This window comes from Bradyrhizobium genosp. SA-3, assembly GCF_004212635.1.
GTDB lineage: Bacteria > Pseudomonadota > Alphaproteobacteria > Rhizobiales > Xanthobacteraceae > Bradyrhizobium.
On the sequence record NZ_PSRT01000210.1, the window covers coordinates 1 to 10,715 of the forward strand.

Consider the following 10,715-nt stretch of genomic DNA (forward strand, 5'->3'; position numbering starts at 1 on the left):
CGCGGTGCCGGCATCTGCGCACGGGCCTTCATCGGCGAACCGTGGCTGACGTTCGGCTGGGCAACGTGCGGTGTTGCGGGCCGGGCTGCAGGCGCGGCCGACACGCGTGGCGCTTCATGAGCGCGCGTCATCGGCTGCGCGCGAACCGCGGCACGGCTCGCAGCACGGTCGTGCATCATGCGCGCCTGCGCCTCGCGCGGACTGCGACTCTGCACGGCGGCTCGCTCATGCGCGATGCGCTCACTCCGCGCGGCGCGGGTGCGGTCGATCGTAACCGCGGCGTTGCGCTTGGCGATAGCGGCGTTGGGCCGCGCGACCGCGGTATCCCGTCCGGTGACCGCGACATTGCCCCTGGCACGCACGCCGCTGCGCTCGAGCGCGATCGCCGCGTCACGCGTCGCCGCGCGACCGATGCGGGCCGCACGTGGATCAAGCGTCATCCGCGTCGCGAAGCGCTGATGCGAAGTCCAGTAATTATTCCAATAGGCGTGGCGACGGTACCAGGGACGTCCCCCATAGTAGCTCGACCAGTACGAGGTCAGCACGAAGGGGACGACGGGCACGTCGATTTCGTCGACATAGTCAGGCAGATAGACGTAGTGGTTGCGATAGAGATATTCGAGATATTGCGATGACACCCAGCCGCGATCGTCGGAGAAGCTCACGTCGCACCAGGCATTGCCGCGCAGGCAACCATGGATGTTGACGCGGGCACCACCGGGGATGCGGTCGACCAGGGGAAAGCCCGTGCCCGGCCCGGCGCGCAGGCCGGTCGAGACGGTGACGATGCCCGGCGCGGCCAGCGCGGCCGTCGGGGCGAGCAGCAATGCGGCAAGTAAAACGCTTTTGAGTCTCATGGCGTGTTCCTCCTCTGCCAGTCGGAACGCGCAAGCAGAACGGGCGTTCCGCGGATGGTGGTCGCATCCGTCGAAAGATCGAGATGCACCCCGCGCGCGGTTCAATATTCATTCGCCGTTCATCGAACAGTGCCCGGCGCGCTGCCAGGCCGTCAATTCGCTGGCAACATGACGGCGTCGAAGTACGACGCAAGCGCAGCAAAGCCGTCGAGCGGCAGCACGTTCGCGACATACTGGTCCGGCCGCACCACGACCAAGCAACCCGCCTTCCGGTCGATGCCGCGCAAAGCGAAGACGTCGTTGCCGCTCTTGAGGTCGGGACAAAACATCTTCTCGTAATCGATCAAGCCGTAGCGGCCTTTGCGCGGCAGCAGCAGCGACGGCATCGCCTCAACGGCAAGCTCGCGATGATCCTGCTGGAAGACCGCGCGCAGGTCGATCACGCTGTCGATGTCAGCGCCCGCGGGCGTATGGCGTCTGATCGGCGACTCCCCGGCTTCGGTGAGGAAATTGCACAGCGCGCGAATGGCTGAACCACCGGCGGCGGGATCTTCCGCCGGCGAAAACGCGTAGATGCGGAAGCGGCCGTCGGCCTGCGCCGCATGGCCGAGATGCACCGGCTTGGCGTCCGCCAGCCGGATCACCGGCGCGGAGTGGAAGCGCTTGCCGATGACGAGGCCTTGCGCAAGATGCTGATGCGCGGCCGAGCCGGTGAGAAGCGACGGACGGTAATGCGTCGCGGTCCCTGCCGTGTAACGGCCGTGCCGGACGAAATAGTCCTGCGTCTTCGCCGCATCGGCACCGCCGGCCTTCGCGGCGGAGGCGAGAATCCCCGCCCATTCGCGATCGAAATCGATCAGCTCCTTGGCAACCGCCTGGCGCTCGGCCGAATACGAATGCAGCAGGCTTGGGGCGCACTGCTTGCGCAGGACGGCGGCAAGCTTCCAGCCGAGATTGAAGGCATCCTGCATCGAGACGTTCATGCCCTGCCCCGCCTTCGGGCTGTGGGTATGGCAGGCATCGCCGGCGATGAAGATGCGTGGCAGGCGGGCGGCGACGTCGGCCTCCGGCACGTCGTCGAACTTGTCGGTGAGGCGCTGGCCGATCTCGTAGACCGACCACCAGGCGATCTCCTTCACCTCGAGCGTATGCGGCTTCAAAATCCGCTGCGCCTTGGCGATCACGTCATCGGCGGTGATGTTACGATTGGCGACGCGCTCGCCGATGTCGAGCTTGGCGAGTTCGACATAGAGGCGGACCATGTAACCGCCCTCGCGCGGAATGATGAGCAGGCTGCCGTCCTTCGCCGATTGGATCAGCGACTTGAAGCGGATGTCCGGAAAGTTTGTCACCGCCAGCACGTCCATCACGCCCCAGGCGTGGTTGGCGGAATCGCCGTGCAGTTCGCGGCCGATCGACTTCCGCACCGTGCTGCGCGCGCCGTCGCAGCCGACGACATAGCGCGCCTTGATGGTTTCGATCTTGCCCTCGTTTCCGACATCGACGCGCTCGAGGCGCACCGTCACGGCATGATCGGCGGCACCAGCGGCCGGATCGACATCGAGATCGAGCACGCGCCGGCTGTAACACGGCTCGAGCTTGGCCGGCGATTTCCGCATCACGTCGAGGAATCCGTCATGGATGCGAGCCTGGTTGAGGATGACATGCGGGAATTCCGACAGCCCGTCCTCGACGTCCTGCACCCGGCCGCTGCGGACGATTGTCTCGGGCTGCCGCTCGTCCGGCTTCCAGAACGTCGTCTCGTTGACCCAATAGGCCTCCTTCAGCACACGCTCGCTGAAGCCAAAGGCATGAAACATCTCCATGGTGCGGCAGGCGATGCCGTCGGCCTGGCCGACCAGCAGACGGCCCGGCTTCTGCTCGACGATGCAGGTCTTGATATCAGGGAATTGCGCGAGCTGGGCGGCGAGCGTCAGGCCGGCGGGCCCGCAGCCGACGATGAGGACATCGACCTCTTCGGGCACGGCGCCCACTGCACCCGAGGCCTGAACGCGCTGGGCGGGATCCGCAACCTCGGGATCGCCCGGCTGAAATCCATTCAGATGGAATTGCATGAGCACCTCTCCCGCCAAATTTCTGTTTGGATATTGCTCAGTATGCTGACTATCAGTATACTTGTCAATGATCCGCATCGTCCCTGCCAAACGGAGACCTCGGTGAAAGACAACAACGACATGCCGGGGCATCTGGCGCGCCGGTTCCAGCAGATCGCGGTCGCGGTATTCCTGGCTGAAGTCGGAGATGCCGGCTTTGATCTTACGCCGGTACAATATGCCGCGCTGGCGACCATCAAGGCCAATCCGGGCCTCGACCAGGTGACGCTCGCAGGATTGATCGCCTACGACCGCACCACCATCACCGGCGTGATCGATCGACTGGTGCAGAAGGGCCTTGCGGAGCGCCGCGCCTCCAGCCGCGACCGCCGCGCGCGCGAGCTCGAGATCACCGATGAAGGGAGGCGCACGCTGCGCAAGATCACGCCCGCCGTCGAATCTGCGCAGCGCGTCATGCTGCGCGGCCTCAGCGCGAAGGAAGGCGAGGAGCTGATGCGGCTCTTGCGCAAGGCGATTGCCGCCGGCAACGAGCTCAGCCGCGCGCCGCTGCGCGATGTGCAGGCCTAAGCCCGCCGTTTTGTACGCAATTGTCGCAGCGCCGCGAAACCTGGAACTAACCTTCGGCTGTTACGGTCGGCCCGTTCGGCGCTTAACGCGCGATTCACTTTGCGGGGCGGGAGTTTCGGATGTTCAGGTGCATTGTTGCGGCCGCGGCGATCGCGCTCTCGAGCGGTCATGCGCTCGCAAATGGCCATGGCGGCGGCGACTCCCCGCCCCCACCGAAACCCGAGGCAACAACCGCACCGGCGAAGGTGGTCCTGACCAAGCACGGTCCCAAGCTCGTCGACCTCAAGGGCATGACGCTCTACTATTACGAGCGCGACACCACCGGCAAGACGTCGAACTGCAACGGCAAGTGCACCGAGAGCTGGGTTCCGCTGGCCGCGACGGCCGACGCCAAAGCCGTCGGCGATTTCACCGTGATCAACCGCAACGACGGCAGCAAGATGTGGGCATACCGCTATCGCCCGCTCTACACCTCGCCCGCCGACAAGGCGCCGGGCGAGGCCAACGGCAATGCTACGACGCTGCAATGGCGGATCGCCAGGCCGGGCGATTAGGGCGAGATCGATCCCGCCTGCGTGAGCACCGGATGTGCTTCCGGTGCCGCAGATGCCGGACACATTCACGCCCGAGTGAGCTTTCCTCACCCGCGCCAGAACGCGCCGGTCACGGCCTGCGCGTTTTGCCCAGGCGGCAGCACCACCACGGTCGAGCCCAGCTTCACCCGGTCATAGAGATCGATGACGTCCTCATTGCGCATCCGGATGCAGCCCGACGAGATCGCCTGCCCGATATATTCGGGCTGGTTGGTGCCGTGGATGCGGTAGAGCGTGTCCTTGTTGCCGGCATAGAGATAAATTCCCCGCGCGCCCAGCGGGTTGGCGGGACCACCGGGAACGCGCGCCGGATACGGCCCGAGCCGCGCCTGGATATCCGCTGTCGGAATCCAGTCCGGCCATTCCGCCAAGCGGCCGACCCGCGCGACGCCTGAGAACGCCATGGCTTCCTCGCCGACCGCGACGCCGTAGCGGATCGCTTTGCCCTCGGGCAGCACGAAATACAGGTAGCGCGCGTCGGTATCGACCAGGATGGTCCCTGGCTGCTCCTTGCGCTGGTAATCGACGATGTGGCGTAGATACTGCTCAGGTACGTTGGCCTTTGCATAAGGCGTGTGCGCGAGCAACTGCCGGTCGCGAGCCGTCATGCTCGCATCCGTCGATGGCGAAAGCGTCGTCTGCATGCAGCCGCCGAGCGGCAATAAGGCGACGACGAACAAACAGAGAAGAAATCTTGGCACCACCGGCCCCCCGATAGCGCCCCCAGCCCCGCCAGATGCTGCCCAAATCGTGCTGAAAACAAGGCAAACCGGAACACGTGCACGTGTTCGACAAAACGGGTTCCATCACCACAAACGGCAGAGGAGCGTCGCATCATCTCCATCTCCTTGCCTTGCTTTGGTCAAACCCGGCTGGACTCGTGCGTCCCAGGGATTTGGGATGGGCCCACCTCAACAGATCGGCTCCGCGCCAATGCGGAGGACCAAAACTTAAACATCTGGGCTTCAAAAGGAGCTGCGATGCTCGCGACGCTGAACAGCAAACAAATCGTCGATGAGATCGTGAAGGACACGGTCAAGGACAACGACCCGCACGACGCGGTTCAGATTTCTCCCGAGATCGTGCTGGTCTCGCGCCCGGGGAGCACGGCGCCAGCGCTGGCGCCGGAGGTCGCACCCCGTCCGGAGCCGAGGTTCGCTCCGAATCCCGCGCGTGCGCCGGAGCCCACGATCAACGTCGTCTACGGCAAGCCCGCTGCGGCACCTTCGGTCGACACGGCGGTCCGTGTGACGGCCAGCGATGGTCCCGGCCATCGGAAGCGATCCGCGGTCGGCAAGTGGCTGCGCGGCGCGTTCGTCACGTTCCTGTTCGCGGGCGGCAGCGCGGCTGCCGCGATTGCCTGGGAGAAGCACGGCGACACCGCAAAGCAAATGCTCGCCGAATGGACGCCGGTATTGACGTCGCTGATGCCTTCGACGTCGCTGATGTCTTCGACCTCGGAGACGACGCCCGTCGCGGCAGCGCAAGCCGCAGCACCAGCGGCAACCGAACCAACGGCCGATCAACCCGCGACGCCGCCTCCGACCCAGCTTGCCGCCGCGCCCGCAACGGCGCAGCCCGACACCGCGCAAACGGTGCAGTCGATGACGAACGATCTCGCCGCGATGGCGCAGCAGATCGAGCAGCTCAAGGCCAACATCGCCGAGTTGAAGGCTGGACAGGAGCAGATGGCGCGCGAGATGGCGAAGCCGCCTGCGCCGAGGCCGGTGGCTGTTGAGACCAAGCCGGTCGATCCGCGCCCACGCGCCTCCGCGCTCCCGCCGCGGCCTGCGCCGCCGGTTCGCAAGCCCAAGCCGGCCGTCACGCAGACCTACATGCCAGCCTATACGCCCGCGCCGCTTGCACCTCCGCCGCCATCGCAGGCTGCCGCGGTCCCGCCGCCAGCTGCGCCGGTTGCGACGACGCAAGCCGTTGCCGATGACGATGGACCTGTCGTGCGTCCGCCGATGCCGCTTCGCTAGCGCAGCGCCATGCGGCACCACAGCGTCGCAACGTCGCCTACGCTGTCCGAGTCGATGTGATGCGTTGAGTCCGGGCGATTACGGGAAGCGATGCTTCGATCGTCTTCCGTTCAAGAGAAAAGGCCGTCGGGATTTATGCCGGCGACCTTCTCTTGCAACTGCCGGTTCCCGGAGCCCGGTTCTGTTGCGATTCCATGCTTCATGATCGCGCCGCATATTTAATAAAATCTTAATGAGCCCACATGCTGCACATCATTTCTGCGCCATAAGCACAGAGATTGCGCGGCCGGATCATTCGATAAATATCGACTCGTGATACCATCCCGGATGTGTCGAGATTCCATTGAAGACTTGTTTTTCAAACTTGGGTCATCACACCGGGGAAGTCGGATGCCTTACTACTCCTTCGATCTTGTGGTTGGTGAAGAGTTCAGGAACCAGGGCGGAATCATCCTCGAAGACATCGAGGTCGCCTCCGATCGCGCCGATCAATTGGCATGCGAGCTGTCGCAGGTGAAGCCGGAGCTCCAGCAGAAGGGTTGCTCGGTGCGCGTCACCGATCGCGATCACAACGAGGTCTATCGCACACCGCTCGATCCCGTGCCGGCCTGGCAACGCTAAGCTAATCCAGCACCGGCGGATCGAACCAGTTCGTCAGCGACAATCCACCGTCGACGACGAAGGCTGCGCCAGTGACATAAGCGGAGAGCTTGTTCGACAAGACGGTGAGCGCCATCGGCGCGAGGTCATTGGCCTCGCCGAGACGCCCGAGCGGAATGTGCCGCGCCAGCGAGGCATCCGCGACGAACCCGCCGGCTGCGATCGCGCCGGGCACCAGCGCGTTGACGCGGATGTCGTGGCGGCCGAACGTCTTGGCAAGCTCCTTCACCAGCATCGCCATTGCCGCCTTCGCCGTCGAATAGTGCGGCAGGTTGCGCGGCGTGCCGGCATGCAGCGAGGTGAGAAACAGGAACGAGCCCGGCCGCTTCGCCGCAATCAGCCGTTTCGCGATCTCGCGCGCCAGGTGAAAGCCGGCATCGAGATTGACGGCATGCATCTCCTGCCAGGTCTTGCGATCGACCGCGAGCGCATGATCCGCCTCTCGCCGCGACGGAGACGCGCTGTGGACGAAATGCGTGACGTCCCCGAGCGTCCCCTGTGCGGCGGCCAGCAGCTCATCGCATGCTTCGAGCCTGGCGAGATCGCCGATCCAGGGCACCGCCAGCTCGGGCCTCTTGCTCGCGTCGATCGCGGCCTCTACCCGCTCGGCACTGATATCGGCGAAGATGGTCCGCACGCCCTCGCCGACCAGGGCCTGCGCGATCGCGCGGCCGATGCCGTTACCCGCGCCGGTGACGAGCGCGGTGTCGCGTGCGGGATCGAATGGCGTGCTGAACAGGCTCATGTCGCGCTCCGGGGCCGGGAGCGCCAGATTAGCGCACCGCACGGAGGGACGACAATTGCGCTCCGGTCCCATTGCAGAGTGGCGCGCCGGAGGCTAGCCTCTCAAAAAACGGAGGAGATACCAAGGATGCGCACCGGTTTTCTGATGACGGGCCTGTTGCTGCTGGCCGCGCCGGCCCAGGCGGCCGACGCGCCGCCGCGGTCGACCTATGTGACGATGGTGTTGCAGGCCTTCGCCGCCAAGGTCGAATGTCCGGGCACGGATCTCGTCTATCAGGACCTCGTGCAGAAGGCGCAGCAGATGCACCTGCCCGACGGCACCACCGAGAAAGTGCGCAAGGCAATTGCCTGGATGCACACCGGCGGCAAGATGGGCGAGAAGCAGGACGACGATTTGATGGCCGAGGTCGCAGTCGCGACCCAGGCGACCGATATGGACCAGCGCCGCCTCGGCATGCCCGGCTGGTGCGAGGCCCAGAAGACCAACCTCGCCGGATTGATCCGCAGCAAGGGCGGCTAGCAGGCGGCCGTTGCAGCGTTAAGCACGCTGCGACGAACCGTTGCTTCGGCTAACAATCGTCACAATCCTCCACACCATGCGGCCTCTTCGAATGCGAACCGGAGAGCCCTCATGCGGAGTATCCATTTCGTTTTCGCCGGCGCGATTGCGGCCGCCGCGGTGCTGACCGCGCCCGCCCTGGCGAAGAATTCAGACGCCCAGAAAGGCGAGGAAAAATCCACCTCGTCGCCCTGTAGTGCCTATCAGCAGGCGCCTGACGGATCGTGGGAACCGCTCCCCTGCAAGGAGACGGGCGAGCGCGCGCAGCCCCAGACACAGAATCGCACTCCGCAGCAAGGCGTTGACCGCGGGGAGCGTTGAGCGCGCCCTGGCCTACAACTGTCAGCTCTGGTGCGGACCGCGCATGATCTTCATGGCGTCGACGATGTGACGCCATTCCTTGGCCTCCTCGGCCCAGCCGCGGCCCTCGCAGGCCTGCGCCTGCTCGGCGGCCTTCGCAATCGCAGCGAATCCATGCTGTTCCAGCATCTGCCGCGCGACGGTGTGGACCTGGACCTCGGACATCATGGGCGCTCTCCCGGTGGACGGAAACCGCGGTGCATCGCTCCCGCGAGTCTCTCACAACGATTGAGCCCGGGGCCTCGTTCCGTGCCGCCACCTGAGCGCACGACAAAGGCGGCCCGCCATGCCCGGCGGACCGCCTTCTCACCCACCCCAATTTGGACGCGTCGGCCGTGTCCCCTACGCGACCGCCACGCGCCTGCGCTCGATATCGTTGGGCACCTCGATATCGACCTCCAGGGTCGATACCTCGTCGCCGCGCTCGAGCCGGACGATGACCTTGGTCGGGTCCAGCGTGACGTGCTTGGACACGACGGCGAGAATTTCCTCACGCAGCACACCGAGCAGATCGGGCTGGCCACGCATTCCGCGTTCATGGGCAAGCAGGATCTGCAACCGTTCGCGAGCGACGGGTGCAGTGGCTTTCTTGCCGCGGAGAAGTCGAAGCAGACCCATGCTCATGCAGCCCTCCGTCGCAGCAGGCGGTCCATCAGACCTCTGCGCTCGGCGGGAACGTGCATCGTCACGTTCTCGCCGCAGAGGCGCTTGGCCGCGTCCATATAGGCTCGCGCCGGCGCTCCATCCGCGTTCGACAGCGTCACCGGCGTGCCGACGTTGGAGGCCTTCAATACGTCCTGGCTCTCGGGGATGATGCCGAGCAAGGGCGTGGCAAGGATTTCGAGGATATCATCGATGGTCAGCATCTCGCCGCGCGCGGCGCGGGAGGGATCGTAGCGGGTGATGAGAATGTGCTTCTCGACCCGTTCGCCCTTCTCAGCCCGCACCGTCTTGGAATCGAGCATGCCGATGATGCGATCGGAATCGCGCACCGAGGAGACTTCCGGATTGGTGACGATCACGGCTTCATCGGCAAAGCGCATGGCCATGGAGGCGCCGCGCTCGATGCCGGCCGGGCTGTCGCAGATCACCCAGTCGAAGCGGCTGCGCAGGTCGGCGATGACCTTGCCCACGCCCTCCTCCGTCAGCGCGTCCTTGTCGCGGGTTTGGGAAGCCGGCAGCAGCCAGAGATTCTCCAGCCGCTTATCCTTGATCAGCGCCTGCGGCAGCTTGGCCACCCCCTGCACCACGTTGATGAGATCGAACACGACGCGGCGCTCGGCGCCCATGACGAGGTCGAGGTTGCGCAGGCCGACGTCGAAATCGACCACGACGACCTTGTCGCCGCGCTGCGCGAGCGCAGCCCCCAGCGCGGCGGTCGTCGTGGTCTTGCCGACCCCGCCCTTGCCTGATGTCACGACCAGTACCTTACTCATCTGAAATGTCTCCTTTGCTGGTCAGTTCAGTGCTGTAATTCGCATGGTATTCCCCTGCAGCCAGGCCTGCGCCGGCTTGCCACGCAAGGCGGCGTCGATGTCGTCGGCAGTCTGATAAAATCCATCGATTGCAAGCAGTTCGGCCTCGATCTTCTGACAATAGATGCGCGCGCTGGTGTGACCGTTTACGCCCGCCATGGCGCGGCCGCGCAGCGCGCCGTAGACGTGGATGGAGCCGCCGGCGACCACCTCGGCACCGGAGCCGACCGAGCCTAGAATGGTGACGTCGCCTTCGGGGAAGATCACGGTCTGGCCCGAGCGCACCGGGTTTTCGAGCAGCAGCGAGGTCGGCTTGGCTTGGACTTTATCAGCCTTCTTGGGCGCGCTCGGCTCGACCACGCAGCTGCGCCCGCCCGAGAGCAGCGGCGGCATGGATGGCGTCAGCCGGCCGTCCTCCACGCCCTCAATGCCGAGCACGCGGATGTTGCGGTCCTGCAGGCTGGTCAGCAGGTGGGTGATGCCGGCTTGGCTCAGGTCGACCGAGGACAGGTCGATTACCACGGGCCGGCCGGCAAAAAAGCCCGGCGAGCGCGCAATCGTGGCATCGATCTCCTGGAGCCAGTCCTGGATCGGGACCGTGGGCACGAACACGAAGGCCACATAGGAGCGCCCGCGCAGGCGCACCATTTGGCGTTGGACTTTTGCTGCAGCCTCCATAGCGGCCGACTCGTTCCCCGTTATTGAATGGTTAACGATGCGGCGGATATGGTTAACGGCCGGTTAATTTCTCTGTCGGGTTACGTGGAAGGGCGCGGCATTGAGCGGATGCGGATGCGCTCGCCCCAACAGCGCTGTCATGCCCCGGCTTGACCGGGGCATCCA

14 protein-coding genes are annotated in these 10,715 nt (G+C 65.2%); 6 read left to right on the forward strand and 8 right to left on the reverse strand.

The window, feature by feature from the left end:
* Together CWO91_RS39550 and CWO91_RS39555 are read right to left on the reverse strand one after the other, a co-directional pair.
* On the reverse strand, positions 1-857 hold an 857-nt coding region (locus CWO91_RS39550; RefSeq protein WP_130220776.1), incomplete at its 3' end, for an SH3 domain-containing protein.
* 152 nt (positions 858-1,009) lie between these two features.
* Positions 1,010-2,932 carry an FAD-binding monooxygenase gene (locus tag CWO91_RS39555; protein WP_165406030.1) on the reverse strand — a complete coding sequence of 641 codons (1,923 nt, stop codon included), beginning with the start codon at positions 2,930-2,932 and terminating at the stop codon, positions 1,010-1,012.
* A gap of 102 nt (positions 2,933-3,034) precedes the next feature.
* Here CWO91_RS39555 and CWO91_RS39560 point away from each other — a divergent pair, with 102 nt between their 5' ends.
* Positions 3,035-3,499: a MarR family winged helix-turn-helix transcriptional regulator gene (locus CWO91_RS39560; RefSeq protein WP_130220778.1), complete on the forward strand. Its 465-nt coding sequence runs from the start codon at positions 3,035-3,037 to the stop codon at positions 3,497-3,499.
* A 119-nt stretch (positions 3,500-3,618) separates the two neighbouring features.
* On the forward strand, positions 3,619-4,053 hold the full coding sequence (locus tag CWO91_RS39565) for a COG4315 family predicted lipoprotein (RefSeq protein ID WP_130220779.1): 435 nt from the start codon (positions 3,619-3,621) through the stop codon (positions 4,051-4,053).
* An 86-nt stretch (positions 4,054-4,139) separates the two neighbouring features.
* Here CWO91_RS39565 and CWO91_RS39570 read toward each other — a convergent pair whose 3' ends face one another.
* Positions 4,140-4,736 carry a L,D-transpeptidase gene (locus CWO91_RS39570; RefSeq protein ID WP_165406031.1) on the reverse strand — a complete coding sequence of 199 codons (597 nt, stop codon included), beginning with the start codon at positions 4,734-4,736 and terminating at the stop codon, positions 4,140-4,142.
* A gap of 336 nt (positions 4,737-5,072) precedes the next feature.
* Here CWO91_RS39570 and CWO91_RS39575 point away from each other — a divergent pair, with 336 nt between their 5' ends.
* Positions 5,073-6,074, forward strand: coding sequence for a hypothetical protein (locus tag CWO91_RS39575; RefSeq protein WP_130220781.1), 1,002 nt, complete (start codon positions 5,073-5,075; stop codon positions 6,072-6,074).
* Positions 6,075-6,464: 390 nt separating this feature from the next.
* Entirely contained in the window at positions 6,465-6,695 is a 231-nt protein-coding gene (locus CWO91_RS39580; RefSeq protein WP_091888123.1) for a DUF6894 family protein, read from the forward strand.
* Position 6,696: 1 nt separating this feature from the next.
* On the opposite strand, the gene CWO91_RS39585 is transcribed toward CWO91_RS39580, so the two are convergent.
* Complete coding sequence (locus CWO91_RS39585) at positions 6,697-7,479, reverse strand: SDR family NAD(P)-dependent oxidoreductase (protein WP_130220782.1); 783 nt, start codon at positions 7,477-7,479, stop codon at positions 6,697-6,699.
* A gap of 126 nt (positions 7,480-7,605) precedes the next feature.
* Here CWO91_RS39585 and CWO91_RS39590 point away from each other — a divergent pair, with 126 nt between their 5' ends.
* Together CWO91_RS39590 and CWO91_RS39595 are read left to right on the forward strand one after the other, a co-directional pair.
* Positions 7,606-7,998, forward strand: coding sequence for a hypothetical protein (locus CWO91_RS39590; protein WP_091888127.1), 393 nt, complete (start codon positions 7,606-7,608; stop codon positions 7,996-7,998).
* A gap of 111 nt (positions 7,999-8,109) precedes the next feature.
* Positions 8,110-8,358, forward strand: a complete 249-nt coding sequence (locus tag CWO91_RS39595; RefSeq protein ID WP_130220783.1) for a hypothetical protein — start codon at positions 8,110-8,112, stop codon at positions 8,356-8,358.
* A 21-nt stretch (positions 8,359-8,379) separates the two neighbouring features.
* Here the strand turns inward: CWO91_RS39595 and CWO91_RS39600 are convergent, their stop codons facing one another.
* The 4 genes from CWO91_RS39600 to minC form a co-directional block, all read right to left on the reverse strand.
* Positions 8,380-8,565, reverse strand: a complete 186-nt coding sequence (locus CWO91_RS39600) for a hypothetical protein (RefSeq protein ID WP_130220784.1) — start codon at positions 8,563-8,565, stop codon at positions 8,380-8,382.
* Between the two features lie 174 nt (positions 8,566-8,739).
* Positions 8,740-9,021, reverse strand: a complete 282-nt coding sequence (gene minE, locus CWO91_RS39605) for a cell division topological specificity factor MinE (protein WP_130220785.1) — start codon at positions 9,019-9,021, stop codon at positions 8,740-8,742.
* Positions 9,018-9,833 carry a septum site-determining protein MinD gene (minD, locus tag CWO91_RS39610; RefSeq protein WP_018644673.1) on the reverse strand — a complete coding sequence of 272 codons (816 nt, stop codon included), beginning with the start codon at positions 9,831-9,833 and terminating at the stop codon, positions 9,018-9,020. The genes minE and minD overlap by 4 nt, the downstream gene beginning before the upstream one ends.
* A 21-nt stretch (positions 9,834-9,854) precedes the next feature.
* The gene (gene minC / locus CWO91_RS39615; RefSeq protein ID WP_130220786.1) at positions 9,855-10,550 is read right to left on the reverse strand and encodes a septum site-determining protein MinC; all 696 of its coding nucleotides are present in this window, start codon (positions 10,548-10,550) and stop codon (positions 9,855-9,857) included.
* Between the last annotated feature and the right edge of the window lie 165 nt (positions 10,551-10,715).